At 38.0% G+C, this 26,037-nt stretch carries 28 protein-coding genes; 17 read left to right on the forward strand and 11 right to left on the reverse strand.

Going from position 1 to position 26,037, the window contains the following annotated elements:
- Nucleotides 1-103: 103 nt before the first annotated feature.
- Nucleotides 104-988 carry an ROK family protein gene (locus tag V7077_RS23425; RefSeq protein ID WP_335506426.1) on the forward strand — a complete coding sequence of 295 codons (885 nt, stop codon included), beginning with the start codon at nt 104-106 and terminating at the stop codon, nt 986-988.
- 93 nt (nt 989-1,081) lie between these two features.
- On the opposite strand, the gene V7077_RS23430 is transcribed toward V7077_RS23425, so the two are convergent.
- Entirely contained in the window at nt 1,082-1,738 is a 657-nt protein-coding gene (locus V7077_RS23430; RefSeq protein WP_335506427.1) for an NAD(P)H-binding protein, read from the reverse strand.
- Between the two features lie 20 nt (nt 1,739-1,758).
- Nucleotides 1,759-2,175: a MerR family transcriptional regulator gene (locus V7077_RS23435; RefSeq protein WP_335506429.1), complete on the reverse strand. Its 417-nt coding sequence runs from the start codon at nt 2,173-2,175 to the stop codon at nt 1,759-1,761.
- 353 nt (nt 2,176-2,528) lie between these two features.
- Here V7077_RS23435 and V7077_RS23440 point away from each other — a divergent pair, with 353 nt between their 5' ends.
- The 4 genes from V7077_RS23440 (at nt 2,529) to V7077_RS23455 (ending at nt 6,025) form a co-directional block, all read left to right on the forward strand.
- On the forward strand, nt 2,529-3,569 hold the full coding sequence (locus V7077_RS23440; RefSeq protein WP_335506431.1) for an NAD(P)-dependent alcohol dehydrogenase: 1,041 nt from the start codon (nt 2,529-2,531) through the stop codon (nt 3,567-3,569).
- A 292-nt stretch (nt 3,570-3,861) separates the two neighbouring features.
- Nucleotides 3,862-4,911, forward strand: coding sequence for an NAD(P)-dependent alcohol dehydrogenase (locus V7077_RS23445; protein WP_335506433.1), 1,050 nt, complete (start codon nt 3,862-3,864; stop codon nt 4,909-4,911).
- Between the two features lie 86 nt (nt 4,912-4,997).
- Nucleotides 4,998-5,705: an SDR family oxidoreductase gene (locus tag V7077_RS23450; RefSeq protein ID WP_335506434.1), complete on the forward strand. Its 708-nt coding sequence runs from the start codon at nt 4,998-5,000 to the stop codon at nt 5,703-5,705.
- Between the two features lie 140 nt (nt 5,706-5,845).
- The gene (locus V7077_RS23455) at nt 5,846-6,025 is read left to right on the forward strand and encodes a hypothetical protein (protein WP_335506436.1); all 180 of its coding nucleotides are present in this window, start codon (nt 5,846-5,848) and stop codon (nt 6,023-6,025) included.
- Nucleotides 6,026-6,383: 358 nt separating this feature from the next.
- On the opposite strand, the gene V7077_RS23460 is transcribed toward V7077_RS23455, so the two are convergent.
- A complete protein-coding gene (locus V7077_RS23460) occupies nt 6,384-6,932 on the reverse strand; it encodes a TetR/AcrR family transcriptional regulator (protein WP_335506438.1) in 549 nt (182 codons plus the stop codon).
- A 215-nt stretch (nt 6,933-7,147) separates the two neighbouring features.
- Between V7077_RS23460 and V7077_RS23465 the strand changes: the two genes are divergently transcribed.
- From V7077_RS23465 to V7077_RS23485, 5 genes are all read left to right on the forward strand, one after another.
- Nucleotides 7,148-7,903 (forward strand): carboxymuconolactone decarboxylase family protein, encoded by a 756-nt coding sequence (locus tag V7077_RS23465; protein WP_335506440.1) that lies wholly within the window; start codon nt 7,148-7,150, stop codon nt 7,901-7,903.
- A gap of 109 nt (nt 7,904-8,012) precedes the next feature.
- On the forward strand, nt 8,013-8,876 hold the full coding sequence (locus tag V7077_RS23470) for an aldo/keto reductase (protein WP_335506442.1): 864 nt from the start codon (nt 8,013-8,015) through the stop codon (nt 8,874-8,876).
- A 99-nt stretch (nt 8,877-8,975) separates the two neighbouring features.
- Nucleotides 8,976-9,386: a cupin domain-containing protein gene (locus V7077_RS23475; RefSeq protein ID WP_335506444.1), complete on the forward strand. Its 411-nt coding sequence runs from the start codon at nt 8,976-8,978 to the stop codon at nt 9,384-9,386.
- A 195-nt stretch (nt 9,387-9,581) separates the two neighbouring features.
- Nucleotides 9,582-10,679, forward strand: a complete 1,098-nt coding sequence (locus V7077_RS23480; RefSeq protein ID WP_335506505.1) for an MBL fold metallo-hydrolase — start codon at nt 9,582-9,584, stop codon at nt 10,677-10,679.
- A 310-nt stretch (nt 10,680-10,989) separates the two neighbouring features.
- A complete protein-coding gene (locus tag V7077_RS23485) occupies nt 10,990-12,039 on the forward strand; it encodes a DUF3231 family protein (protein ID WP_335506445.1) in 1,050 nt (349 codons plus the stop codon).
- 185 nt (nt 12,040-12,224) lie between these two features.
- On the opposite strand, the gene V7077_RS23490 is transcribed toward V7077_RS23485, so the two are convergent.
- The 3 genes from V7077_RS23490 to V7077_RS23500 are packed head-to-tail and all read right to left on the reverse strand — an operon-like array spanning nt 12,225 to nt 14,333.
- Nucleotides 12,225-13,013 carry an FAD synthetase family protein gene (locus V7077_RS23490; protein WP_335506447.1) on the reverse strand — a complete coding sequence of 263 codons (789 nt, stop codon included), beginning with the start codon at nt 13,011-13,013 and terminating at the stop codon, nt 12,225-12,227.
- Nucleotides 13,014-13,053: 40 nt separating this feature from the next.
- The gene (locus tag V7077_RS23495; protein WP_335506449.1) at nt 13,054-13,845 is read right to left on the reverse strand and encodes a 2-keto-4-pentenoate hydratase; all 792 of its coding nucleotides are present in this window, start codon (nt 13,843-13,845) and stop codon (nt 13,054-13,056) included.
- A gap of 14 nt (nt 13,846-13,859) precedes the next feature.
- Nucleotides 13,860-14,333 carry a flavin reductase family protein gene (locus V7077_RS23500; RefSeq protein WP_335506451.1) on the reverse strand — a complete coding sequence of 158 codons (474 nt, stop codon included), beginning with the start codon at nt 14,331-14,333 and terminating at the stop codon, nt 13,860-13,862.
- 529 nt (nt 14,334-14,862) lie between these two features.
- Between V7077_RS23500 and V7077_RS23505 the strand changes: the two genes are divergently transcribed.
- A complete protein-coding gene (locus V7077_RS23505; protein WP_335506453.1) occupies nt 14,863-16,158 on the forward strand; it encodes an MFS transporter in 1,296 nt (431 codons plus the stop codon).
- Nucleotides 16,159-16,326: 168 nt separating this feature from the next.
- Here V7077_RS23505 and V7077_RS23510 read toward each other — a convergent pair whose 3' ends face one another.
- Complete coding sequence (locus V7077_RS23510) at nt 16,327-18,132, reverse strand: V4R domain-containing protein (protein ID WP_335506455.1); 1,806 nt, start codon at nt 18,130-18,132, stop codon at nt 16,327-16,329.
- 172 nt (nt 18,133-18,304) lie between these two features.
- On the opposite strand from V7077_RS23510, the gene V7077_RS23515 reads away from it, so the two are divergent.
- From V7077_RS23515 to V7077_RS23530, 4 genes are all read left to right on the forward strand, one after another.
- Nucleotides 18,305-19,201 carry an alpha/beta fold hydrolase gene (locus V7077_RS23515; RefSeq protein WP_335506457.1) on the forward strand — a complete coding sequence of 299 codons (897 nt, stop codon included), beginning with the start codon at nt 18,305-18,307 and terminating at the stop codon, nt 19,199-19,201.
- A 24-nt stretch (nt 19,202-19,225) separates the two neighbouring features.
- Complete coding sequence (locus V7077_RS23520) at nt 19,226-20,395, forward strand: acyl-CoA dehydrogenase family protein (protein WP_335506459.1); 1,170 nt, start codon at nt 19,226-19,228, stop codon at nt 20,393-20,395.
- Between the two features lie 72 nt (nt 20,396-20,467).
- Nucleotides 20,468-21,448 (forward strand): VOC family protein, encoded by a 981-nt coding sequence (locus V7077_RS23525; RefSeq protein ID WP_335506461.1) that lies wholly within the window; start codon nt 20,468-20,470, stop codon nt 21,446-21,448.
- 92 nt (nt 21,449-21,540) lie between these two features.
- On the forward strand, nt 21,541-22,590 hold the full coding sequence (locus V7077_RS23530) for an AbrB family transcriptional regulator (protein ID WP_335506463.1): 1,050 nt from the start codon (nt 21,541-21,543) through the stop codon (nt 22,588-22,590).
- Nucleotides 22,591-22,792: 202 nt separating this feature from the next.
- Here V7077_RS23530 and V7077_RS23535 read toward each other — a convergent pair whose 3' ends face one another.
- Complete coding sequence (locus V7077_RS23535; RefSeq protein WP_335506466.1) at nt 22,793-23,755, reverse strand: helix-turn-helix transcriptional regulator; 963 nt, start codon at nt 23,753-23,755, stop codon at nt 22,793-22,795.
- A gap of 110 nt (nt 23,756-23,865) precedes the next feature.
- Here V7077_RS23535 and V7077_RS23540 point away from each other — a divergent pair, with 110 nt between their 5' ends.
- On the forward strand, nt 23,866-24,345 hold the full coding sequence (locus V7077_RS23540) for a GyrI-like domain-containing protein (protein ID WP_335506468.1): 480 nt from the start codon (nt 23,866-23,868) through the stop codon (nt 24,343-24,345).
- Nucleotides 24,346-24,364: 19 nt separating this feature from the next.
- Nucleotides 24,365-24,829, forward strand: a complete 465-nt coding sequence (locus tag V7077_RS23545; protein ID WP_335506470.1) for a phage tail protein — start codon at nt 24,365-24,367, stop codon at nt 24,827-24,829.
- Nucleotides 24,830-24,915: 86 nt separating this feature from the next.
- On the opposite strand, the gene V7077_RS23550 is transcribed toward V7077_RS23545, so the two are convergent.
- Genes V7077_RS23550 through V7077_RS23560 form a run of 3 tightly spaced genes read right to left on the reverse strand, consistent with a single transcriptional unit; the run spans nt 24,916 to nt 25,952 of the window.
- On the reverse strand, nt 24,916-25,188 hold the full coding sequence (locus V7077_RS23550; RefSeq protein WP_335506472.1) for a hypothetical protein: 273 nt from the start codon (nt 25,186-25,188) through the stop codon (nt 24,916-24,918).
- Nucleotides 25,188-25,577, reverse strand: a complete 390-nt coding sequence (locus tag V7077_RS23555; protein ID WP_335506474.1) for an SHOCT-like domain-containing protein — start codon at nt 25,575-25,577, stop codon at nt 25,188-25,190. Before V7077_RS23555 ends, V7077_RS23550 begins: the two co-directional genes overlap by 1 nt.
- The gene (locus tag V7077_RS23560) at nt 25,578-25,952 is read right to left on the reverse strand and encodes a DUF2089 domain-containing protein (protein WP_335506476.1); all 375 of its coding nucleotides are present in this window, start codon (nt 25,950-25,952) and stop codon (nt 25,578-25,580) included.
- Nucleotides 25,953-26,037: the final 85 nt, after the last annotated feature.

Here is a 26,037-nt window from a genome sequence, read left to right on the forward strand (position 1 = left end):
AGATTAACACAGCCTAATTATAAGAAATTACGAAAGAATTAATAGTTAAGATAATGTAAATAATCTTGTGTTCGTGATTTAAATCAGGTAAGGAGAAAAAGGTATGTATTTAGTCATCGATATTGGTGGGACATTTATTAAATATGCCCTAATGAATCAAGCGGGGGACATCATCGAAAAGAGGAAAAAGCGTACACCAACAACTAATTTATCCAAATTTAAAGAAGTGATTTTTTCCATTATTGAAGAGCATGATTTAAAAGAATTGAAAGGGATTGCCTTCAGTTGTCCAGGGACCATAGATGTAAAAAAAGGAACGATCTATCATGGGGGACTTCTTCCATTTTTACATGAGGTTCCTTTAGTGAAAATTATTAAGGAACGTTATGAAATAGATGTAACCATCGAGAATGATGCAAAATGTGCGGCATTAGCCGAATTATGGCTAGGCAGTGTGAAAGAGGCGAAAGATTCTGTTGTTCTAGTGTTGGGAAGCGGTGTTGGGGGAGGAATTATTATAGGTGGCAAACTTCATAGAGGCTTCCATCTTTCAGCGGGAGAAGTGAGTTATGTCATGAACGAAGTAAATGCCCAATCAAGAGAGGGGAAATTTGTCGGGTCTGAATGCTCCGCCGTTCAAATGGTCGCCCGTATTGCAGATGTAAAGCAACTAAACGAGCCAGCAAACGGAGAGGCTGTTTTTGAGTTCATTAAGGGTTATGATAAAGAAGCTAATGCGATCTTCGATGAATACTGTATCCAATTAGGCACCCTGATTCTTAATTTGCAATACATTCTCGACCCAGAAATCATTGCCATCGGCGGGGGCATTAGTGCACAACCGATTTTGATGGAACGAATTGAATGGGCCATAAATGAATTGAAAAAGAAGAATCCAGTTCATACGGCAATTCCAGAAGTGGTTATATGCAAATTTAGAAATGATGCTAACCTATATGGAGCACTCTATCATTTCTTCAAAATATAAACGAAAACTTTTCCCCCTTCTTTGTCAAAAAACCAGCCCTTTTTTTGGGGCTGGTGACATAAAATTTCTAAAAATAAATGATCAATCGAATATTCATTCAACATTTGCTGCGGCACATTTCCAAATTGCTTGGCCTTTAAGTATAATTACGCGGTTTTCTTTTGCTTTTGCGGAATTGATCATGGCTTGAGCCAATATTACTGTCGGCAAAGGTTTTTGTGAGCGAAGAATTCCTATTTTATTAAAAAACTGTATGGCTTTCAATCCAGCAACTTCCATGGTTCGATCACTATTTTTTCGTATTAATACAGGCGGGTTAAAGATAGATAACGTTGGAAACCCTAAACCCTTTACAGCTTCTTCTAACTGCCCTTTCATTTTTGTATAAAAGAAGGGAGAATTAGGCGAAGAAAAACCGGAAGATACCAAAACACAATGATTCACATTGTTTTTTCTAGCAAATTTAGCGAATTGGAATTGATAATCGTAGTCAACTTTCCATTGGGCTTCTTTACTTCCTGCTGCTTTAAGGGTAGTTCCCAAACACGAAAACAAAACATCACCCTTAACTAAATTCTTCCATTGTTCTGGTTTATCAAAGTCAATAACATGTATCTTTAATTTTTTATGTTGGATATCCAGTTCACGCCTGACAAAAATATCTACCTGATGAAAGGAATCGTCTTTTAATAATAAATCCAGCAAATCTTTGCCTGTGGCTCCCGTTGCTCCTATTAATAATGCATGCATTTTCTTCTCCCGGCTTTCTGTTAATTAGATATAGAAATTCCTATTTTCATATTTTTATGAATTTCTTCCGTTTCGGCTTCTAATGCAGTCTTGTAATAGAAGCACTTATGTTCAATGACCTCCATCGCTTTTTTTAGTTCTTCCATCTGTGCTTCAACATGGGCTTTGCGGGCTAAAAACATGTCATACCGTTGTTGTAGAGTGGCATCTCCTTCAGAACACCAATCAATGAATGTTTTAATTTCCTTAATAGGCATCCCGGTAGCTTTCAGGCATTCAATTACTTTTAGAGCATCGATATCGGATTCTTTAAATACTCGTGTTCCGCTGGTTGTCCGTTCTACAAAGGGAATTAGACCCTCTTTGTCGTAGTAACGTAAGGTATAAACTGTTAGATTTAATTCTTTTGCAACTTCGCTAATAGAATATGTCTTCATTATTTGTCTCCAATTCTTAATTAGATAGATTTCGAGTTAACTCTATGATTGAGGGAATTTTAACACGGTATTTTCTATAAGTCAAAGTCACCTTATTGGGAGTGGCATTAATTTATAAACAAAAAATGCCCACTAGGAAATTGAAGGAGAATTTAAATTTTTATGGACAAAGGAACCTCAAATTAAACGAAACAAATCTCTTGACCTAGAGTTAACTATAAGGACTAACATGGTTTTGCAAGAGGAAAAATAAAGAATAGTAGGGGATAAAGAGATTTTTAACCTGAGTTCTTCATTTATAACTGGTTCAAGCCATTCTCTTGAAAACTATAAATTATTGGAGGTTTTTTAGTATGATAACTGCTAAAGCACGAGCTGTAGACGGTCCAGACAAACCGTTTCGAGCTGCTGAAATTAAGAGAAGAGACCTTGATTTGCATGATGTTCTGATTGAAATTAAATATGCAGGTATATGCCATTCTGACATTCATACTGCTCATGGCGAATGGGGTCCAGTGAACTATCCTCTCGTACCTGGACACGAGATTGCGGGAATTGTCACTGCTGTAGGTGCAGAGGTTACAAAATACAAGGTTGGCGACAGGGCAGGTGTCGGCTGTATGGTTGACTCCTGTGGTGAATGTGAGAATTGCCGTAAAGGAGAAGAACAATACTGTCTAAATGGAAATATTCCTACATACGCTGGCGTGGACAAATACGGTGAGCCAACCCAAGGCGGCTATTCAACTCACATTGTGGTAACGGAAGACTTCGCGGTGAGGATTCCTGATAGTATTGAGCTTGATGCTGCAGCACCATTACTTTGTGCTGGTATTACGACCTATTCTCCATTAAATCATTGGGGAGCTGGACCAGGTAAGAAAGTAGCGGTTGTTGGGATGGGCGGACTTGGTCATATGGCTGTGCAAATCGCACATGCGATGGGCGCCGAGGTTACGGTTCTGTCACAAACATTGAAGAAAAAGGAAGATGGATTGCAATTAGGAGCAGACCATTACTATGCAACCAGCGATCCAGATACATTTAAGGAACTGGCGGGTACGTTCGACCTTATTATTAATACAGTAAGCGCTAAGATTGATATTAGTGCCTATCTTTCGTTGCTGGCACTGGATGGTGCATTGGTTAATGTGGGTGCGCCGGCAGAGCCACTGTCACTAAATGTGTTCTCTCTTATCGGACATCGTCGTTCATTTGCGGGTTCAATGATTGGAGGAATCCGTGAGACTCAGGAGATGTTGAATTTCTGTGCGGAACATAACATTGTTCCTAAGATTGAAATTATTTCAGCGGATCAAATTGACGAAGCATACGAACGAGTATTAGCTTCAGATGTGAAGTATCGATTCGTGATTGACATTAGCACAATGTAAGTATGTCTAATTTTGCAAATTGGAGGATGTTCAAAAAGTCTAACTTATTGAACATCCTTTTCATAAATAATCAACAATTTATATAGATATGTTGAATAAACAACGAATTGCGTTTTTTTAACCATTGAAAGCATCTTGGTTCTATTTATAATAATAAACAGATGTTGATTAATCTTGTGTAGAGGGCTCATACATACTATCTAATTGATATAGTATACGGACTGAAATTGTCCGATAATCCTAACCAACAAGATTTTGAGAAACAATAACTTTAGTAATGAAGGAGGTTTATATGATTAACGCTAAAGCACGTGCGGTATTCAATCCAGAAGGTTCGTTTAAACCTGCTTCGATTGAACGCAGGGACCTACAGCCGGATGATATCCTCATTGAGATTAAGTATGCGGGTATTTGTCACTCTGACATTCATGCAACTCGCGGTGAGTGGGGTCCGGTAAACTATCCTTTCGTTCCAGGTCATGAGATCGCTGGAATTGTCAGCCAGGTAGGATCGGAAGTCTCAAAGTTTACCGTTGGTGACCGAGTTGGAGTAGGCTGTATGGTTGACTCCTGTGGAGAATGCGTTCACTGCCATAACGGAGAGGAGCAGTATTGCCTTAATGGAATGACGAGCACTTATGGATCGATTGACAAGTATGGGCAATACACACAGGGCGGTTATTCTTCTCATATCGTCGTTAAGGAAGGCTTCGTCGTTCGAATCCCGGACAGCCTTGAGCTTGACGTCGCCGCGCCACTCTTGTGTGCCGGTATCACAACATACTCGCCACTGCGCCATTGGGGCGCTGCACCTGGCAAAAAGGTAGCGATTGTTGGACTTGGCGGGCTTGGACACATGGCGGTGAAACTTGCTCATGCTATGGGGGCGGAGGTTACTGTTCTATCACAAACATTGAAGAAGAAAGATGACGGTTTGCAGCTTGGTGCGGATCATTATTTTGCTACGAGTGATCCAGAGACGTTTAAGAAACTGGCTGGTTCGTTTGACCTTATCGTCAATACAGTAAGCGCTAAGATCGATATTAGTGCCTACCTTTCGTTACTGGCGCTGGATGGTACCATGGTTAACGTTGGTGCGCCAGCGGAACCGCTCGACGTTAATGTATTCTCACTTATTGGTCACCGCAGGTCGTTTGCTGGATCGTCAATTGGCGGCATTCGCGAAACACAGGAAATGCTGGACTTCTGTGCTGAACACCACATTGCCCCAGAGATCGAGGTTATTTCCGCCAATCAGATTGATGAAGCCTGGGAGCGCGTCCTAGCTTCAGATGTTCGCTATCGATTTGTGATTGACATTAACACGATGGATAATGAATAACAAGTATTCCTAGCAACATAATAAGGGGCACTCTACACGGAGTGCCTCATTTAGTATTTTAATAGCCGAAAGATGGAGGGTAAATAATGTCAAAGGATTTAAACGTTGCACTTGTCACCGGCGGGAATAGAGGAATCGGATACGAGTTGGTCAAACAATTGTCTTTGAAAGGGTTTAAGGTTATTTTGACCTGCCGGGATCCGGAAATGGGTCATATAGCAGTTCAAAAACTGAAGGATTCCAATCTTGATGTTTCGTTTGTGGCGATGGATGTAAACGATCAAGAAAGCATCCGTCAAGCTGCGGTTACAGTAAATGAGCTATATGGAAGATTAGACGTATTGATTAATAATGCCGGTATTTATTTGGATGAGAATAAAAAGTTAATGGCTATGGAGCCTTCTATTTTGGAGAGAACGATGGAAACAAACTTCTTCGGCGCTTACTATTGTCTCCGTTCGTTTATTCCCCTTATGGAAAAACATGGGTATGGGAGAATAATTAATATTTCGTCAGAATATGGGGCGATGAGTGAAATGTCCTATCAAGGTGCAGGCGCTTATAAGTTGTCTAAACTCGCCCTAAATGGTTTGACACGATTGGCAGCGGCAGAAACCAAAGGTGATATTAAAATAAATGCGGTTGATCCGGGATGGGTGAGCTCAGATATGGGAGGACGATCTGCTCCAAGAACCCCTGAACAAGCAGCAGTGTCAATCCTTTGGTTAGCAACTTTGGGATCCGATGGACCTAATGGGGGATTCTTCCTAGATGGAAAACGAATCGATTGGTAATGAATCAAGTATCTCTATGTGTAAGATGAGGCTAGGTATACCAATACCCAGCCTATTTTATAGGTTAACTTCCTTCTGGCATTACTATAAGAGCCTGTCTAACAAATCTCCCACTTGTTCAGCCATAACACCAGGTGGATGTGGCATTCCATCGTATAACCATGATTCCAATACCCCAAGGTAAAATTGTGTTCATCATGGGAGAGCACGCTCACTCACAATACTTTAGTGAAGATGCTGACGAATTAGCGGAAGAGCCAAAAGAGCTGTACATCGTTCCAAATGCTGGACACGTTGTTTGTATGACAAGACGGATTTGATTCCATTCGACAAGTTGGAAGTATTCTTTACCAAGAATATGAAGTAATAATCCCTTCAAAGTAGAGTTCACTTTTCTATGTAAGGCAATCAGCTAACAAGCGAAAAGTGTTACTAATTACTCTGCCATTCCATTCGGAATCACCATTTTTATGACAAGTATCCTGGCTGTTATCTCCTATGTAATCTTGGTGAGAAGGTCATCAACAGCTTACAATACATTTAAAGAAAGTTGAAGAAACCATTCATTCCCATTTTGAAATGCCAATTCAAGGTGTCAAATAGACTGTAATAATCAAATAACCTGAGTCCAATAGGATTGGAGACTCAGGTTATTTTTTCTTTAAAAACATTGTTCTATTATTCTAAATTTCTATCCAACAATGCTCCCGTTTGTTCGGCCATAACACGAGCTGGCAAAGGCATTCCATTCTTGAACCACCATTCCACTGCGCCAACGACCGCTGAACCAAGAAATTGCAGAATAACATCTTCACTTAATCCTTGATTTGTTCCTACTGTTGTATCTACTTCCGTTTTAGTCTCTTCAACAACTAAATCCAGAAAACGACTGCGGAAAGAGGGTGCCCCTTTACTCGCCAACATAGTTGAAAAAAATAAATAATGACGTTCAAAGTATTCATACCAGACATAATTTCCTTCTTCAAAAGTCATCTCAGACGCCGATTGGCATAGTTTACGTAGATTGTCCATGTGTTCTTCAATCATCTTGTCCAGGAGGTCGTATTTATCATTGTAATGAAGATAAATGGTTCCTCGATTTACATCTGCTCTGTCAGCAATATCTTGAATGGTAATGTTATCAAAACTTTTTTCAGACATCAGTTCAATGACAGCATTTTTTATAGCTATTTGGCTTTTGGCTATTCTTCTATCTAATTTAGGCATTTTATTTCACCAATCTTTCTAAAGATACTCAACAATTGTACTTGAATTGTTGAGTAATCAACGAATTACGATATTTTAACCATTGAAAGTATGAACGGCTTTTCTATAATTATAAACAGATGTTGATTAATCAATCAATATTAATTTTTAAAGCACAATGTATAGCATAACCTTTGGAATAGTAAAAGAAAGAATTTCAAACAGGAGGTTTATTTATGGATCGTGTTGAAAAGTGTAAGGAAAAATACAAACAGTTATTTGGAAATGGAGTACCAGCTGCATACGCTACCGATCCTGATTTTCAGGACATCCTTAGCCGCTTCATTTTTGGAGAAGTTTTTTATCAGGGTAACCTGGATGATAAACAACGTGAACTTATCACTTTGGTTGTACTTACTACTAACCAGACGCTGCCTCAGCTCAAGGCACATGTAGTTGCCGCACTGAACGTTGGGCTGACGCCTGTAGAAATCAAAGAGGCCGTTTACCAATGTGCCCCATACATTGGATTTCCCAAAACATTGAACGCTATTAATGAAGTCAATGAGGTTTTCCAAGCAAAGAATATCGCTTTACCAATTGAAAGCCAAAAGGAGGTAGATGAAGTTAATCGCTTTGACAAAGGACTATCCGTACAGATAAAGATTTTTGGTGATATCATTGCAAAAATGCGTGAGGCTGCCCCGGACAATCAAAAACATATGCAGGATTATCTTTCCTCTTTTTGCTTTGGAGACTTTTACACCCGCGGAGGGCTTGATCTGAAAACTCGGGAGTTGTTGACACTCTGTATTATCAGTACGTTGGGCGGTTGTGAAAGCCAAGTAAAGTCACATGTGCTTGGTAACCAAAAGGTAGGCAATGATAAGGAAACGTTGATCACCGCCATCACTCACTGCCTACCATATATGGGCTTTCCGAGAACACTAAATGCATTAGCCTGCATTAATGAAATTATACGTGAAAATTAAGGTGAACGTTTAAGGATTAAGTAAAACGCTGGGAAATCAAGCTTCATTTGAAGAAATTCCTAATGAGAAATGTGATGCTTAAATATAACCGTGTAAAGGAGACAAAAGTATGTTTAATGAAACTTTCAAATTATCAAATGGTCTAGAAATTCCAAAATTAGGTCTGGGTACCTGGCTGCTTAACGATGAACAGACAGCACATGCAGTGCGGGATGCGGTAACGATTGGATATCGCCATATTGATACTGCTCAGGCTTATCAAAATGAAGCTGGTGTAGGCAAAGGAATCCGTTCCTGCGATGTCGCAAGAGAAGAACTTTTCATTACCACAAAGGTAGCAGCAGAAGCAAAGACCTATAATGCAGTTGAGCAGTCCATTGATGAGTCTTTAACCAAGATGGGATTGGATTATATTGACCTTCTGATTATCCACAGCCCGCAGCCTTGGGTGGAGTTCCGTGAGGAGAATCGTTACTTCGAGGAAAACAAAGAAGTGTGGAAAGCAATGGAGGATGCTTATAGGAAAGGAAAGGTAAAGGCAATCGGTCTTTCTAACTTCCTTCAGGATGATATAGAGAATATCCTTGCAAGCTGTGAGATCAAGCCTATGGTAAATCAGATATTGGCACATGTGAGCAATACTCCTTTTGAACTGATTAATTTCTGCCAAATGAATGACATCCTGGTAGAGGCATATTCACCCATTGCACACGGTGCAGTTCTCGATCATGCAGAGGTTAAGATAATAGCTGATAAGTATGGAGTTTCTGTCGCTCAAGCTTGCCTGCGTTATGCTATCCAACTTGGTCTTGTAGTCATTCCTAAGACGGCAAATCCGGATCACATGAGAAACAATGCAGAGCTTGATTTTGCTATCAGCGATGAAGATATGGAGACGTTGAAGAACATAGAACATATTGAGAATTATGGTGAGCATAGCTTCTTCCCGGTATTTGGGGGTAAATTAAAATAAGCAGGTACAAGTATTCAAATAGATTAGCTATAAATAAAGTGATTTTTGCACAACTGTTCAAGTTGGTTAATAAAAATAAATTTAATGGAGGAATAGAAAATGGCAAAACATGAAGAAGTAAAAAATGGTGTTATTTTCCCCGTAGGTGAGAAAAATGAAGCATTTGCACAATTTTTTGTGGGCCAAAGTTATCTTAAAGGATTAGTTGCTGATCCTAAAGTGAATGTTGGAGTGGGGAATGTGACCTTTGAACCAGGTTGTCGAAATAACTGGCATATCCATCGTGATGGATATCAAATTTTATTAGTAACTGGCGGCGAAGGCTGGTACCAAGAAGAAGGAAAACCAGCTCAATTCTTACAAGCTGGTGATGTTATTGTCACCCATGATGGTGTAAAACACTGGCATGGTGCTGCAAAAGACAGCTGGTTTGAACACATTGCCATCACTGCAGGTAAACCGGAGTGGTTGGAACCAGTAACAGATGAGGAATATAACAATATAAAATAATTATTTTGGATAAGAATGCCCCTGTTATACAGGGCTTTTTTTTCAGTCTAAAAGAAGGGATACTAACTTTGCAAAGACCGATTGATCTTGATACCCTTTAATGCTGCGGGAATTATGTTTAGATTAGAAGTCTCTATCAGTTTTGTCTCCAATGTTTTCATGTAAAATAGGAGGGAAGGGGGGATGAAAAAGGTGATGGGTTATTTATTACTTTTCTTAGTTGTATTACTAGTTTTCATCTTATTGTTTATTAACCTACATCCAGCTTTCGGAGACAATCCAAGCAAAGAACAAAAAGTGCAATTTAGTCAATTAGACAATTATGTTAACGGTAAATTTATCAATTCAGAAACAACAAGTTTGACTATGAGTGCAGCCGATTATTACTCCATGCTTAAGGAAAATATTTCAGGAGTTAAAGACCGTAATCCTGAAGGTCAAATTTCTGTTACCGAGATTGATTGGAACAAAGTCAGTAGTGAGGAAGATAGTTTAACATGGTTTGGTCATTCTGCTTTTTTACTTAGTCTCGATCATAAAAAGATCCTTGTTGATCCGATGCTAGGTCCGGTTGCTTCACCAGTTTCTTTCGTAGGAAGCAAGCGTTATAGTGAAGATTTATTGCATCTTATTGATGAAATGCCGCCGATTGATGCTGTTTTTATTACGCATGATCATTACGACCACTTAGATTATCCATCCATAAAAAAATTAAAGAACAAGGTCAATCATTTCTTCGTTCCTCTTGGTGTAGGTGCACACTTGCTTGATTGGGGGGTTAAAAAAGAAAAAATAACCGAACTAAATTGGTGGGATGAAACAGAGTTTCAAGGCTTAACTGTAGCATTCACTCCTTCCAAACACTTTTCTGGCAGAGGACCGTTAAATAGAAATTCCACCCTTTGGGGCGGTTGGGTCATTCTTGGAAAAAAGACACGGTTTTATACAAGTGGAGACGGTGGTTATGATACACATTTTAAGGAAATTGGAAAGAAATACGGACCATTTGATCTTACTTTAATGGAAGGCGGACAATATGACCGACGTTGGTCTTGGGTTCATATGACACCTGAACAATCTGTTCAGGCTCATTTAGATGTCAATGGAAAGAATATGATGTTAATTCACTGGGGAGCCTTTACCCTTGCTTATCATGGTTGGACAGACCCTATTGAACGAGGATTAAAAGCGTCTGAAAAATCAGGAGTTAAAATGATCACTCCTAAAATTGGAGAAACAGTTCCATTAGATGGGGAGTTCTCCATTCCTATTTCAACTTGGTGGAAAAGATAAGTATTAAAACAAAAAGGAAACCATTCCTCCACGTTTCTTATGGGCGAGTGGTTTCTTTTTTATATTTTCTCCATTGATGAAGATCAGTACCTAATTTTAAGTTTGTTTTGTTAAATTTTTTTTGATTGTCATATAGTTGGTACGTTTGGAGAGATTAACCTTATAACATTACATAACATGAAATTTATTTAGATAACGAGGTCTAAATTGCTGGACCTAAGCAGGGTACCCAAGTATTTAAGATGAGTTGAATCTATTTTTAAGGATGGAGTCTAAATGTCTTATCCTGAAGATACAAAGGGGGATGAATATGACCACTGAAAAAGATTTAAATCCAATGAACGTTATAAAACCACTAAATATTAGCCCCAAAGATTTAAATGAGTCCCAGCCTTTAACGACCTTTGAAATGGGAAAACTTTGGGCTACTTATATGGGAAACAGTATGTCCAGTCAAATCTTAAGTTATTTTCTGCAACACTGTGATGATGAAGCGATTAAGGCGCTGTTGGAAAATGGTTTAGCCTTATCGAAAGATTTCATAGAGAGGATTGAAGTATTTTTTAATAAAGATCATTTCCCTATGCCGACTGGATTTACGAAAAATGACGTAAACTTGGGTGCCCCTCGCTTGTATGCAGATGAATTTTACGCTCACTATTTAAAATATGCTGCAAAAGCAGGTATTAGCCTTTACGCAGTCGCAGTCCCATTAATGATGAGAGAAGATATAAGGGAGTTTTTTGTTTATTGTAATCAATGTACTACCGTTCTTTTAGGGCAAATTAATAATGTTTTAATGGATAAAAAATTAATTGCAAAACCTCCGATTATTCCAACACCAGAAGGAATTACCAAAATTCAAAAACAAAGTTTCTTAAATGGATTTATGGGAGATGTCCGACATTTACAGGCTTTAGAAATCATTCATCTTTATGATAATATTGAAAATAACACAACAAGTAAGGCATTATTATTGGGATTTTATCAAATCGTTCAAGATGAGAAGATTAAGACCTTGTTTAAGAGAGGTCTAGAGATGACAGACAGAGCCGTCAAACAGTATATGGAGAAACTTCACCATGAACATATGCAAGCACCGTCGTACCTAGACCATCTGGTTACAACGAATACCTACCCACCTTTTTCCGATAGAATCATGCTGTTTCATAAAGTGGACATGTTTGCAATGAAGATTAGGGCATTTGGAAATTCTATGGCGGTAACGGCGCGAAGGGATATAGACATGTTATATGCAAGAACCCTTATGAACATTGGCTTATTTGTTAACGATGGTACGAATCTCTTAATTGAAAAGGGATGGTTAGAATCACCGCCAATTGCGTGTGAAAGAGTGTAATGCAAGGATGATTTTCTATCTAGCGATAAATTCCTTTAATAAAAGCCATTAATTTGCTCTCAATTGCAAAAAACGCCATCTAAATTTCATATTGATGGCGTTTTTTGAAGTTTAGCGAAAAAAAATGCCCACTATGCAGATTATTAAATGATACCGTAGTTCAACCTGAACAGCTAGAAAGTTAATTAGCTTTGTATTGGTTCGAATCGGTCAACCCATTGTATCGTTAATAAATTGGGTAGTGTAGACATTTCATGATGAATCTGAATATATTTTTTAGACTTTACAGTCGCAATACACTCAATAAAAGATTGTTGATCTTCAATCAATACTTTATAACTACCTAAATTCGGTAACGAATAATTCGGTAGTATACCATTTTTTTGGCAATATTTAGTTTTATAAAAGCCCCCCAATAAATGGGGTAATTCACTTAGCTTTCGTTCTGATAAGTGTTTCCGAATCAAAGTTGAACTAATTTTCTGATTATTCCACTTTTGCTCATCGACAACAGTTAAGCCTACTTGTTGTGCAGCCGCATAAGCTTCCAATGTTTTAACAGTACCACTTGCTTTTGCTCCATATGTGTAGTCGAAACCGCAAATAATTTCCTTAGCATTTAAACCAATAATATAATCATCTAAAAAATTGGTCGCTTCTACTTTAGCTAATTCCTTTGTAAATTCTACGATATAAAAAATATCCACCTCAAGCCTTTCTAATTTTTCAACCTTTTGTTCTAGTGGCTCTAGATAGAAGATTTCTCTATCTGAAAATAACACACTTTTTGGATGTGGGAAAAAAGAGAGAACCGCTAGTGATAAATTTACTGCCTTTGCTTTTTCTTTTGCTATTTGAATTACTTTTTGATGTCCTAAATGCACGCCATCAAAATAACCAAGCGCCATTGCTGCGTTAGGAGATGATTGTCTAATCTCTTGTAGGTTATTAGCATTCACATAGATTACCTTCATTGCGGATCTCTCCTTTTTCCTTTATTTTACTTAGATTGTGCTACTTCACTACTTCTTTCGATATGTTAGCGTGGACTTTCCCAAGTATACCGAAGTCAACTTCGAATTCATCGCCTGTTTCAAAGGTAAGAGCTTTTGAAAGTGCTCCTGATAAAACAAACATGCCTGGCTCGATAGATATACCATAGGCACTTACTTCATTTGCTAACCAAACAACCGCATTGAGTGGGTTACCTAACACGGCCGAGCTCGTTGCTTCGTCTAAAAATTCACCATTTTTCTTCACAATCATTGGAATATTTGTGATGTCTTCAATATCTTTAAGTAGTGTACGCTTTTCACCTAAAATAGCACCTGCTGAGGAACCATTGTCTGCTACTGTATCCTCGAATTTTATTTTCCAATTCGCGATACGGCTATCGATTATTTCTATTGCTGGCACAACATAAGCCGTTGCATCAATTACATCTTGCACCGTTGCTTCTGGCCCTTTTAATTCTTTCTTGAAAACAAAGGCGATTTCAAACTCAACCTTTGGTTGAATAAAGGACTCAGCAACTAAACCATCTGACTCGTCATATACCATCGTATCTAAAATAAAGCCATAGTCTGGTGTATATACATTCAACATTTCTTGCATTGCCTTACTGGTTAATCCAATTTTTAGTCCTTTTACTGCTGCCCCTGTGTCAACCTTTTGACGAATTTGCTCTAATTGCACTGCATATGCATCAGCTACTGTAATATTTTCATAGGTTTCAGTTAAGGGGGCAATCGGCTGTTTGGTAGATTCTGCTTTAAGCAATGCTTTAGCCATTAGTTGTATATTCATAGACAATTCTCCTTTTATAACTTAACTGTTTCTACCTCAGTCAATTGACGATATTTACCACCGAAGAATAATAACGGATCTTTATCGGCAATACGTAAATCTACTACTTTACCAACGAATAAGGTATGATCACCTTCTACATGTTCCGATACGACTTCACATACGATTTGAGTGATAGCCCCTTTTAATACCGGGTGCTCAGCTAACGTTTCAAATTCTATTGCTTCACAAGGTCTTCCAGCGAAATGACGTGAATAATGCTCTTGATCTTTTGCTAAAATATTTACTGTATATTTTTTAGATTGTGAAACTTTCTCTAGAAATTTGGCTTTATGTCCAATAGAAATTACGACAAGCTTCGGATCCAATGATACTGACATGAAACCGTTTGCTGTCATTCCGTGTGTTTCTCCTTCGTTTTCAGTTAAAAGAACTGTCACTCCTGTAGCAAACTTCCCCATGGCATCCCTAAATAAACGATCATCCATCCTAAATTCCTCCATTCTTTCTCGAATAAACTAATCATAAATGAGTCTATTTCAAAATATCATTATAATTTTTATTGAAATTCAGATAAAATCAATAAAATCTACTTTAAATTTAATTTGAATTTTTTGTGGTAAATTTTAAACAAAACTCAGATTTATCAATATATAAAAATGTAAAAATCTCACTTTTTGAAACTGGAATTTTTTTTTCACTTTTTTCAAGCCAAAATCCTTATCAATATTTTTTATCTTGTCAATCCCTTTTTTTTCAAATAGAATTCTTTTCATGGAAGATTCGTACTCAGAATTCTCCCATCAGAAACTATTATTTTTTCTAAGAAAGTAAAAATGATAGTGAATTTAATCATTTCATGAAAAAGGAAGGGGTGAAATATTATCCAAACTATTTATTGAAAACGCTAACAATCAACTTAGTTAAAAATGGGGCGTAAAATTACTTTTAAAATTTGAAAGATTGGACTTCGAATGATATGGGTGGGAAAGTACGGGAATATAAGGGGGATTTTACATGCGTTGGGTTGTATTAGGATTTCTATTCTTGCTATCTGTTTTAAATTATACGGATAAATCAGTTTTAGGATTAGCCGCAGAACCCATCATGTCTGAACTAAATTTATCTTACGATCAGTTTGGTTTAGTGGGAAGCAGCTTCTTCGCTGCATACGCAGTCGGAAGTATTATTTTAGGTACATTAACGTATCGCTTCAACTCAAAATATTTATTAATGATGATTGCTACCGGATGGACCATTTCATTAGCAAGCGCTTATTTTGTTGAAACGTTAACACACTTAATTTTACTGCGTGTTGTCTTGGGTTTCTTCGAAGGAAGTACTCTCGGTTATTGCCTGGTACACCTTGCAAGATGGTTTACTAGTGCACAACGTGGTGTCGCAACAGCCATTATGACTTCTGGTACAACGGTTGGTACCTATTTAGCTGCACCACTTATCGTTATGGGGATTACAAACTTAGGTTGGCAACATGCTTTCGCAATGTTGGGGGTAGCAAGCTTTATATGGGCACTCTTCTTCTTCTTTATGAGAGATGAGCCAAAGCGACCACTGGTCGAAGACGTAAAATCTTTAGCTTCCAGCAATGAAGTACCGTTTAAGCATATTTTAAAAGTATTAATGAATCCTTATGTATTATCAATTTTTGTTGTAGGTTTCGTATCAATGTGGATTACCACTTGGGTTCTTACATGGGCTCCAACTTACTTAACAAAAATCGTTGGTCTAAAGCCGCAAAGTATGAGCTTAATATTCGCTGGAATGGGTATTACAGGTACCGTATTCGCCATATGTGCAGGAAAATTTACAGACGTCTTATTCAAGAAAAATAACAGTCTTATTAAATCATATGATCGTGTATTAGTTACCGTATTACTTGTTGGGACTGCCTCTTACGCAATGACAACAATTGTATCTTCACCAGTTTTAGCATGTATTTTCTTAGGGGTAGGCTTAGTTATGAACACAAGCTTACTGCCGTTAAATGCTGCGATGACATCGATCGTCATTCCAAAAAACTTTGTAGGTAGTGTAACAGGTATTTCATTATCTGTTTCAAGTATGGCTGGTATAATTGGTCCATGGATTACGGGTTACTTAATAACACTTGCGGGTAATGACGTTCGCTCTGGCTTCAACTCAGGGGTGTTAATTATCGTTAGTTTATATGTTGTAACCGCAATAGTGATATTAGCTACACGTAAATTAAAAATTACAGCAACGGAAAAAGAACATGCAAGTCGTGCTGCTGAAGCAGATCAAATAAACTTAGACGTTGTTGTAGAGCAATAAAATTCAACATGGGTTATCTCATAAAAAATATGTAACCGACTGTAGACAAACTCAGGAAAGGGAGTTTGTCCACAGTCTTTTTTGTTTTTACCGAGAAATCGTTTTCATTTTAGCGTATTCTTCAAACAATTAATAAAACATTTAAGTATTTCAGTTAAAAATAGTTTATTATCGTGCAAATTCTTCAAAGTTTAAGCTATCCGACAATATTAGCGCCTGAATAACTAATAAAGTATACGCTGCTGTTGATGCGTTTTTCAGTGAAATTTGCAGCTGTTCCTCAATTTGCTTTATGCGATATTGGATGCCGCCGATTGATAACGCCAACTCATCCATCGTTTCTTTTAAGCGCTGGCTATTTAATAAATAGACGTAAAGTGTGTGCAATAATTCCTTTTTACGTGGATCATTGAAATTGTATAAGTCTTTTAACGTCTTTTTCGCCATTTCATGCAGCTGCTCAATACTCATGTTCTTTACGATATCGCCAAGCATTCCTAAATCTTCGTAATCTGTGAGTAACTTTTGGTTTGGAAAGCGCTGTGCGACACGTGCCTCTTGTAGAGAACGTTCGAAATCTTTAAAGTTGCTAAATGTTCCGCTAAGCCCGATTGAATATTTATAATTGCTATTTTGCTTCTCCATCTTTTGAAAGATTTTCGTGATTTTCATTTGCCAGCCTTGCTTATCGCTATTTAGCGAGTTTAGTAGAGCAATTTCTCCCCCGAGTACTGCAAAAATACAAGGTAAATCCCACTCCCTTGCTAACTTAGACAGCTCTGTCAGCTGGTCATGAATGTCAATTATTTCGTGATTTTTCTTTTTCTTTTTCACACTTATAATACCTGTAGAAAACGGCGGCTGAAATTTAAAGGGTAAAAATTTATAATAAGATTCAATATCTTTAATATTTCGACTATGAATTAAGCGCTCTAATAACGAACTGCGCATACGTTGTTGTTCTTCAAACTGGGCCTCCTCATATAAAATACATAACGCCGCTACCGTCGAAATACGCTCCAAAAATAAGTGGTCGTTTTCATCCATATCCTTTTCATCAAAGTAAATAAACGAACAAGTGGCATAACTTTTTTTATTAATAAGAACAGGTGACGTCAATTTCCAATAATTATCGCCTTTGTAATGTGAAACGTTGTGCTTATCTACAAAATGTGATAATTTCGCATTATCTTTTTTTATTACAATTTGCTGTTCTTCCGTTAAACCAATTTGACTTAACGGAGTTCCATGATTATCCTCAATCAAAATCGGGGTGTTCAACAACTCATACGCCGCCTGCACAATTTCATCCATCGAATGTTTATCTGTTACTTTTTGCGTGAGTTGACCCTGAAACACCGAAATTTTTTCGAGCATTTGCTTATGATGCAAAAGGGCATCATATGTCATTTCAAGCTCGGATAGAATGTTGTCGTTTTGATAAAGGTGAATAAGATCCTCTTTCTCATTGAGCCAATCGCGCTCCAAACGCACTTTAAACTCGCAGCATGGATCACCTTTTGCGGCGCACTTGTACTCAACGGCTATAATGGATTCACCAAACTCATATGTCAATGCACCACTCGCAAAGCCGCATAACATATGACAAACACATTCATTGGCTAAACCGTAATTTTTAAGGTGCAATGCTGCTTCGAAAGATTCTACCCATTGTCCCCAAGTATCGATACATTCAATCGTGCCGTCCGGATGGCGCACAATTTCCCCCATGAAAATAACATCTTTAACGTGGCCTAAGCGCGAATGTCTTTTACCGACTTGATTCATGGAGTTTTTATTTTGGAGCATATTTTTTGCTGATTCCATCCCAAACTCTCTACCAAATCGGAATAAAAAGCCTTTCGTTTTATGAGAGCCAATGTTGTTAAATAAATTGTTTTTTAATGTGTGGAAGGCATTTGCCGACATTAAAATATTTTGTGTTTCACTAGAATCAAATGCAATTTCACTCATTAAAATCACACCCCCATTGATTTTCTACTTCCCATATTACAAAAACAAAATTAATCTTTCAATAAATTTTAAAGATTTTTACTATTCATTCAATAAAAATCACTATGATGTTTTTAATTTTTAACCTTTATACTAAAAAACATAAAATAACAGCCAAAGAGGGGGAAAAACGATGACAATTTTTGAAGGATTTCATAATAGTTACGTATTAGCAAATGGGGTACGTACACATTATTCCTGGGCAGGAACAGAAGGACCAGCTGTAATTTTATTACATGGTGCAGGGCCTGGAGCTTGCGGCGCAGCTGGTTGGCGTTTTATGCTACCTGCACTAGCAAAAGCTGGTTTTCGCGCATACGCTGTAGACCAACTATCAATGGGCTTCACAGATGCACGTCCTCACGCATGGCCAGTTAATGGTCATCAAAGCTTAGTAGATCATGTACATGATTTTGTTGAGGCATTATGCCTAGATGAAGTATCACTTGTCGGCAATTCACAAGGTGCATACGTTGCAGCTAAATATGCAATTGACCATCCTGAAAAAGTGAATAAGGTTGTGTACATCGGCAGTAATACCATTTATCAAGCGATGCAAGAAGTACCCGAAAGAAAGCTGCGTTCATTCTTAGAAGTGATTGGTTACGACTATACAGAAGAATCGTTACGTAAATTTATGTATCGCAATTCAAGTGAAGACACAGTCATTCCTGAAGAACTAATTCAACTACGTCATCATGCAGCAACTCGCCCAGGTGTAAAAGAATCAAATCAAGCGTTCGATGCTTACTTAGCAAGAATGAATGAAGAACCAAAGCTTTGGGATCGTTACTGCATTAAAGATGCTTTCCCAAAATTAAAAATTCCTGGCTTGTTCATATGGGGTAACCAAGATTCTGTTGCACCAGTTGAGATTGGTAATAAGCTTGAGAAATTATTACCGAACATTAAATTTAAATATATAGAAAACTGCGGTCACCAAGCACAAACTGACCAACCAGAAATTGTGAACAAACTTGTCATCGATTTTTTAGCAGTGGAAAAAGATCAAGCCGTTACAGCAAAATAAACTATTTTTGAAAGGAATGATCAAATGGTAACTGTAGTTGAAAATAAAGCGACTTATGAAGAAATTATCCAAAAAGCAAAACGTATCGGCGAAGCTGCAGAATCAGAAGCAATCCAAGCTGATTTAAACTCGACCATTTCCCCACGCCTTGCGGATATTATCCGCGAGGAGGGAATTCATCGTTTAATTTTACCGAAGGAGTTTGGCTATCCACAACTTGATTGGCGCACGTTCGTTGATATGGTATGTACAGTTGGTTACCACAATTTATCCGCTTCGTGGTTAACATACTTCTTCTCAGTTCACAACTCTTGGGTATGCTACTATCCAAGACACATTCGTGATGAAGTCATTAACCAAGGCGGCTTCGTAGCCGACGTATTTGCACCAATTGGCAAAGTGGAACCAGTTGAGAACGGTTATATCATTTCAGGTAAGTACAACTTTGTAAGCGGTATCAACTACTGTGACTGGGTTGGTGTTGGTGCAATGATGAAATTTGAAGACAACGACGTACCTGAGCGTGTGGGCATTTTATTAAAAGTTTCTGAATTAGAAGTTGTGAAAACCTGGGATTCGCTTGGTCTTCGTGGATCAGGTAGTAATACATTAATCGTCGATAAAGTTTTCGTTAAGCCGGATGCCATTTTACGCTTTAACAAAATTATCGAAAAGAGCCAACCACCGTATGAAGAGTTCGACCAAGACTACTTATACTACAACACACCGTTTTACCCTGGCTTTTATGTAGGATTTGCAGCGATGGCTGTTGGTGGTGCTGAACGTGTCCTTGACGAATTCGAAAAGCATACTGCAGGTCGCGTACGCTTCTCTGGGATAAACGAAAAAGATTCTCCTACGAGTCAACGCGTGCTTTCGGAGTTAAAGCTTGAAATGGTTTCTGCTAAAAGTTTATTAAAAGAATATATCGCAATGATGGAAACAGATAAAGGTGGCCCATATGAAGGGGCAAAATATAAAGCAATCCGTGCCAAGATTATCGACAAGTGTACACAAATCGGTGTAAAATCACTTCTCACTTTGGGTGGACACGCATTATTAAAAGGTCACCCAGTAGAGTTATTTACTCGTGACTTAATGGCAATAGCAACGCACATTACTTCTTTATATGAAGACGGCATTTTAGGTTACGGTAGACATTTATTTGGCGTTAATACAAACATTCAAGGGTAATAGTAGGTTTTGAAGATGTGACCTATAAAAAGTGAACTTGTATAAAAGCAACTAAATATGAGGTGAATATAAATGGAAAAATTTCTTTACGCACCGGAAATTGCAAAATTAGGACACGTAGCTTTAGTGTCAGCAGATCTTGAAAAATCTTTGTGTTTCTTCCGCGACACCATCGGCTTAGAAGAAACAGAAGTGGTAGAGGGTGTGCACTACTTACGGGCTTGGGGTGACTTCGAACATCATACATTCTCCATTAGAGCCGGTGAAACTTCTTACATCGATCACATCGGCTGGCGTACAAAACGCCGTGAGGACATTGTAACTTTTGCAAAATTATTAGAAGATGCTGGTACAGAAGTATGTTGGATAAAGGCAGGGGAAGAAGTAGCGCAAGGTGAAGCCATCCGCTTCGAATTACCAAGTGGTCACCGCTTCGAGCTTTACTACGATATGGAAAAAACACCTGCTGAGGAATCGCGTAAATCAGTACTTAAAAACCAAACGTATAAATCTTGGGCGAAGGGTGTGTCACCACGACGGATCGATCATGTAAACTTACAAACTTCTCACGACAACGCTGAGATTGTAAAATTTTTAAAAGAAGCATTAGGCTTCAAACTGCGCGAATACTTCGTAAATCCAGACGATGTACAGGTAGCAAGTTGGTTATCTGTAACAAACCTAGTACATGACGTAGCAATCATGTCCACAGCACGTTCGAAAGAGCCAAACGAGATGCACCATATCGCATACTGGTTAGACAATGCACAAGACTTGCTTCGTGCTGCTGACATATTATGCGAAGCAGATGTACAATTCGTTGGTCCTGGTAAACATGGTATTTCTCAAGCAATGTACATTTACGTAAAAGACCCGGGAAGCGGCTTACGACTTGAAATCTTTACAAACGGCTACTTAATCTTCGAGCCAGACTGGGAGCCAGTGAAATGGACATATGAAGAATATTTGAAAAATGGTTCGGCATACTGGGGTGATCGTCGCCGCGATGACGTAGACCGTGAAGCACAAGTAAAAGAATTAGCGAAATCATAATAATTAAACCACCAGTATTCATGAAAATGAACGCTGGTGGTTTCTTAAGTAATAGATGTAGTTAAAATTACTATAGAAAGGGGTGTTCCTGTTTGAAGGCAATATTAAAGGTATTGGTTTTATCTTTAATTGGCGGTTATATCTTTAGCCTGCTGCACATCCCTATTCCATGGATGCTCGGCCCTATTGTTGTTATAATGTTAGCCCAATTTGTTTATAAAGGACCGCTCAAATGGTCTGGCCAAATGCGTGATTTAGGTGTCGTCATGGTCGGTACCGTAATAGGTGTACAATTTAATATTGATTTATTCGGCATGATGGGCTCCATTTTATTTTATATGATAATACTAAACGTTATTTTAATCGGTGGCTCAATCGGCATTGCTTACTTAACGAGTAAATGGGCAAAAGTCCCAATGAAAGCTTCTGTGCTAGGTGCAATCCCAGGCGGTTTAGGTCAAATCGTCGTATTTGCTGAAGAAGAAAAAGTTGAAGAAATTGGCGTTATTTCTTATTTTCAAGTCATTCGGCTATTACTAGTCGTTGTTTTCGTACCGTTTATCGTCGCTGGACAAGTAATAAGTAAGCAGCCAACTGACGCGAAGTTAACGATTAATTTAGTATTATTAATTGCACTTGCATGGGTATGTTCCCATTTAATGCAGCGCATCCATTTGCCTGTCGCATTTTTCATCACACCCATTATTTTGCTAATTACGCTGCATCTCACAACACCTATCACAATGCCACAAGTACCTGGCTTTTTCATGGCTATTGCTCAGCTGCTAATCGGCGCACATATTGGCTTAATGCTCAAGCCACACATGATTAAGCTACCAATACGTGTACTTGTAGGCGGCATTTTCAGCGCATTCGCACTGATCGCTCTAACATTCGGTTCAAGCTTCCTAATGTCGTTTGCAATGGACACAACATTCGCTACAAGTTTTCTTAGCACAGCCCCAGGTGGCTTAGATCAAATGGTATTATTAGCTGATGCAGTTAAAGCAGAAGTCTCGCTTGTTTCAATGTTCCAAACGTTCAGGCTACTGTTCATCTTTATTTTAATTATGCCTTTGATGAAAATGTTTTACCGTTGGCGAGAAAAAAAGAAATTGGCTACAATCAAGCAAGCAGTGTAGCAAGCAAGTATTAATATATAGAAGCGTATTTTGGATTAGAAAATTTTAATGAGAATCTATAACGAAGAAGAAAACGCCCAGGTAATTAAATTTATCTATTGGAGCGTTTTTTTTGATTGAAATTAAAAGTGTGAAAGTTAGCCTATATATAATAGAAGGAAGATGAACACAACCAATTGTTTGGACTTTAATTGGCCACGGCTTATAGACAGAATAGGTTTAATCTTTCTTGTAAAACTTCTAATACTTCTTCGGGCACTTCCCTGACCTTGATATCCCCACCTAGGAAAAGCAGCCAATTGGTTAATTCGGTCAATTCCTCGTGGTTACTTACATTGATAAAAGTCTTTAAAATGGCTGTGGTTTGATAAGGATTCGTATAGGAAATCGATACTTTCAAAGGATGGTATTTCTTGAATTGGGCAATCGCTTTTGGACCAAGCTCAAGGACTAGATTAATTTCTTCTTCCTGCTGACTTACTTTTTCTAACATCTTTTTCTTACTTACTCTTTTTTCTGTCGGGCAGGGTTTGACATTGGTGAGAAGGCCGACAGGAAAAATCCGCTTCTTTTCTTCTTTTAGGTCAAAGCCTTCAATCAGCCATAGACCTTTTTCATGATAAAGGTGCAAGAGATAGATAGGAAAAGTCGTTATTCCCTTATCATCATAGATGGTTAACCATAAATAGCGATCCAAAAGAAGGTTCTGGATAAGTTTCTCTAACATCGGATCAGGGAGGTCTGTAAGATCAAGCAGGTCGGGATTATGAGGGTTGGTCCCTTCAAAAAGCAAGATTTGATTTAAAAGAACAAGTTCTTCTTGCTGGCTTTCGGAGATGAGGCCTAGTAATTTTTCAGCTAAAGACTGACGGCTCCTTAGATAAGGAAGTTGTTGATTTCTTGTTGCCATAAAGGCAATAAAAAGAGCTTTGACCTCATTATCGGTAAATCGAACAACGGGCAGGACAGAATTGTGCATGACAAAATAGCCCCCATCCCTACCAACTTCAGCAACAAGTGGCATCCCCATGGCCTCAATTTCTCTGATATCTCGAATAGCTGTTGAACGAGAGATGTTGAATTCTCGCATGATTTCAGATATGGTGAAGTGAGTGCGGTTGTTGATATACCGCATGATGGTATTAATCCGTTCAACTTTTTTCATCGGGACTCCTAAACAGTATCATTTTTTGACATGATTAAAGGTTATCATATACATATCAGGTGAAGAAAACAAATCATTTGATTAATTTTAAATAGAGGAAGGTATTGAATATGGCAGATTATACCCTAGAAGAAAAGGACAGCTTTACCGTTATCGGTATCGGAACGGAGCTTAAGAGCCATTACACAGACTTTGCCGGCTTAAACAAGGAAAAGTCAGACTTTTGGCAGACAGTTAGGCAAAATGGAACGCTTGACACTTTAAGAGCAACAGCCACAAATGACTACGTTTTTGTTGTGAACGAAGCAGTTAATAACAAGTTGATGCATTATGCCGGAGTCATGACAGAGGCGTCGGCACCAGAAGATGCCAGGGTAATCCAATTTCCTAAAGGTGAATACCTAGTTGTGAAAGGGGAAGAGAAGTCAGCTGAAGAATTGAATATTAAGCTTACTGGTATTGCCTTTGGTCAAGTCTTGCCAGATGCAAAGAATTTTGCCTATGTTGGCGGGCCGAATACAATGGTTGAGATGGGGCAACGAAACGGCTTAGTTTTTGGTGAATTCTGGATTCCTATTGTTAGAAAATAAAGATAAAAGGAGAATGCAAATGTCTTATAACGTTGATTTTAAAGATGTGTCTACACTGGGTTTAGAGTCTTCACCGGTAGCAGAAGCGCTTGCTGGTTTACGTGCTCATGAAGCCCGTTACTTTATGAACAAATACAAGCATGAATTTACGGTTGTACCAGCTGGCGAAAGCAAGGAGACCCTTGATTATGTTAACCGAATTTTGAAAGAAGAACGTGATATTGAGTTTGCAGCCAAACCATTAGAAACGTCATGGTTTCAAGTGGAAAATATCAAATGGGCCTACGTCTTTTATGAGGATGGGCTTGAGGTAAATGTTTTGTATACGGTTGATGACCCTAAGAAGCGTGCCGTTGGTTTTAAGCTTTCTGAGGGGATGGAGGTACCAAAAGAGTTAGAAGGGAAGTTTAAGTTTGCTAGGCAGAAGTCTAAACTAGCTGGAACAATCCGGGGTTCGTATTTTGTTATTAAAGGTGAATATTAAAGGAAGCAAAGGCAATGTGGGAATCTTCGTATTTTTAAAATAGAGAAAAGCAAAATTCCAGAACGGAGGAATTTTGCTCTTTTGCTCTATAGCCTAATCGTAATCTCTGTTCCGTCTTTAAGGCTTGTTTCAACCAGCAGTAGACCTTTTTGCATTGAAACTTCCCTAAGCAGAGGTTTTAAATCTTGCCTGTTTATATAAGGAATTTGAAAGTTTTTCTTTGCCTTCTTTTCAATTGCACGATTGACAAGTACTAGGATTCGTTTTGAAGTGAGGATCCCAATGAATAGAGCTAAAAAAGCATAAGGGACTGGAATAATAAATCGTCTGGCTTTTACTTTAATTTTTATCTTCATCATTACTCAATAATAACCAGTACTTTGTCACCTTTTGCGGAGGTAACATCTACAATTTGCCCATCCAATTCATTTTCAATAGCTTCAATAAAAAGTGCAACGTCGATATCCTTTACATATTTTTCGGATTCGGGAATCATTTTAGCAATATTTGTACCTACCTTTAAAACAGCTTTTATGAGTTTTATTGGAAGATTAACATTTACATTGTCACCATCTATAGTAGTAACACGGATTTTTAGCATTTTATTTAGGTAGGAGGTTGAGGACCGTTTATTTAAATCGACCTGTTTACCATTTCCTTGCAGTACTTCGATTAATTCAGCAGCCTTCTCTTTGGTCAACTTTCCTTCTTCAACCATTGTTAATACTCTTGAAATCTCTTCACTCATTTAGGATTCCTCCCCATTTAATATCCCAATTGCTTCTTCGGCTGTAATTTCGCCCTTCTCCAGCATTAAAATTACCTTTTTTTGATCCATTTTTTCAACCTTTTTAGTGTTGGAATATCCGAGAGAAGAGATAATGTCATCTAATTTCCCACGCACGGTGGGATAGGATACCCCAAGTTCTTTTTCAACTTCTTTAATATTTCCACGGCACTTTAAAAAAGTTTCAATAAAACTAAGCTGTTCTTTGCTAAGAGTTGCAAAATTAGAGAGTTCAAATTCATTTTCAATTGTAGTATGACAATGAGTACACTGTAGCTTTGTAATTTTTAATTGTTTGCCACAAACAGGACAATCTGAAATAAGTGGATATGCCATAATTTCCTCCATCATTATTTGTAATTCAATCTTACATCAAAATATTTAAAAAATAAATATCTATATTTAAAAAATAAATAAATTT

This window comes from Neobacillus vireti, from assembly GCF_036962465.1.
GTDB classification, from domain to species: domain Bacteria; phylum Bacillota; class Bacilli; order Bacillales; family Cytobacillaceae; genus Neobacillus; species Neobacillus vireti_B.

Excerpts from the sequence above, each read along its gene's own strand:
- V7077_RS23480 (WP_335506505.1), top strand. The coding sequence starts at position 9,582 with ATGGGTTATTTATTACTTTTCTTAGTTGTATTACTAGTTTTCATCTTA.
- V7077_RS23445 (WP_335506433.1), top strand. The coding sequence starts at position 3,862 with ATGATTAACGCTAAAGCACGTGCGGTATTCAATCCAGAAGGTTCGTTT.
- V7077_RS23510 (WP_335506455.1), bottom strand. The coding sequence starts at position 18,132 with ATGAGTGAAATTGCATTTGATTCTAGTGAAACACAAAATATTTTAATG.
- V7077_RS23560 (WP_335506476.1), bottom strand. The coding sequence starts at position 25,952 with ATGGCATATCCACTTATTTCAGATTGTCCTGTTTGTGGCAAACAATTA.
- V7077_RS23460 (WP_335506438.1), bottom strand. The coding sequence starts at position 6,932 with ATGCCTAAATTAGATAGAAGAATAGCCAAAAGCCAAATAGCTATAAAA.
- V7077_RS23520 (WP_335506459.1), top strand. The coding sequence starts at position 19,226 with ATGGTAACTGTAGTTGAAAATAAAGCGACTTATGAAGAAATTATCCAA.
- V7077_RS23500 (WP_335506451.1), bottom strand. The coding sequence starts at position 14,333 with ATGGATGATCGTTTATTTAGGGATGCCATGGGGAAGTTTGCTACAGGA.
- V7077_RS23540 (WP_335506468.1), top strand. The coding sequence starts at position 23,866 with ATGGCAGATTATACCCTAGAAGAAAAGGACAGCTTTACCGTTATCGGT.
- V7077_RS23505 (WP_335506453.1), top strand. The coding sequence starts at position 14,863 with ATGCGTTGGGTTGTATTAGGATTTCTATTCTTGCTATCTGTTTTAAAT.
- V7077_RS23475 (WP_335506444.1), top strand. The coding sequence starts at position 8,976 with ATGGCAAAACATGAAGAAGTAAAAAATGGTGTTATTTTCCCCGTAGGT.
- V7077_RS23485 (WP_335506445.1), top strand. The coding sequence starts at position 10,990 with ATGACCACTGAAAAAGATTTAAATCCAATGAACGTTATAAAACCACTA.
- V7077_RS23550 (WP_335506472.1), bottom strand. The coding sequence starts at position 25,188 with ATGATGAAGATAAAAATTAAAGTAAAAGCCAGACGATTTATTATTCCA.
- V7077_RS23440 (WP_335506431.1), top strand. The coding sequence starts at position 2,529 with ATGATAACTGCTAAAGCACGAGCTGTAGACGGTCCAGACAAACCGTTT.
- V7077_RS23490 (WP_335506447.1), bottom strand. The coding sequence starts at position 13,013 with ATGAAGGTAATCTATGTGAATGCTAATAACCTACAAGAGATTAGACAA.
- V7077_RS23495 (WP_335506449.1), bottom strand. The coding sequence starts at position 13,845 with ATGAATATACAACTAATGGCTAAAGCATTGCTTAAAGCAGAATCTACC.
- V7077_RS23435 (WP_335506429.1), bottom strand. The coding sequence starts at position 2,175 with ATGAAGACATATTCTATTAGCGAAGTTGCAAAAGAATTAAATCTAACA.
- V7077_RS23515 (WP_335506457.1), top strand. The coding sequence starts at position 18,305 with ATGACAATTTTTGAAGGATTTCATAATAGTTACGTATTAGCAAATGGG.
- V7077_RS23525 (WP_335506461.1), top strand. The coding sequence starts at position 20,468 with ATGGAAAAATTTCTTTACGCACCGGAAATTGCAAAATTAGGACACGTA.
- V7077_RS23545 (WP_335506470.1), top strand. The coding sequence starts at position 24,365 with ATGTCTTATAACGTTGATTTTAAAGATGTGTCTACACTGGGTTTAGAG.
- V7077_RS23450 (WP_335506434.1), top strand. The coding sequence starts at position 4,998 with ATGTCAAAGGATTTAAACGTTGCACTTGTCACCGGCGGGAATAGAGGA.
- V7077_RS23555 (WP_335506474.1), bottom strand. The coding sequence starts at position 25,577 with ATGAGTGAAGAGATTTCAAGAGTATTAACAATGGTTGAAGAAGGAAAG.
- V7077_RS23425 (WP_335506426.1), top strand. The coding sequence starts at position 104 with ATGTATTTAGTCATCGATATTGGTGGGACATTTATTAAATATGCCCTA.
- V7077_RS23470 (WP_335506442.1), top strand. The coding sequence starts at position 8,013 with ATGTTTAATGAAACTTTCAAATTATCAAATGGTCTAGAAATTCCAAAA.
- V7077_RS23535 (WP_335506466.1), bottom strand. The coding sequence starts at position 23,755 with ATGAAAAAAGTTGAACGGATTAATACCATCATGCGGTATATCAACAAC.
- V7077_RS23465 (WP_335506440.1), top strand. The coding sequence starts at position 7,148 with ATGGATCGTGTTGAAAAGTGTAAGGAAAAATACAAACAGTTATTTGGA.
- V7077_RS23430 (WP_335506427.1), bottom strand. The coding sequence starts at position 1,738 with ATGCATGCATTATTAATAGGAGCAACGGGAGCCACAGGCAAAGATTTG.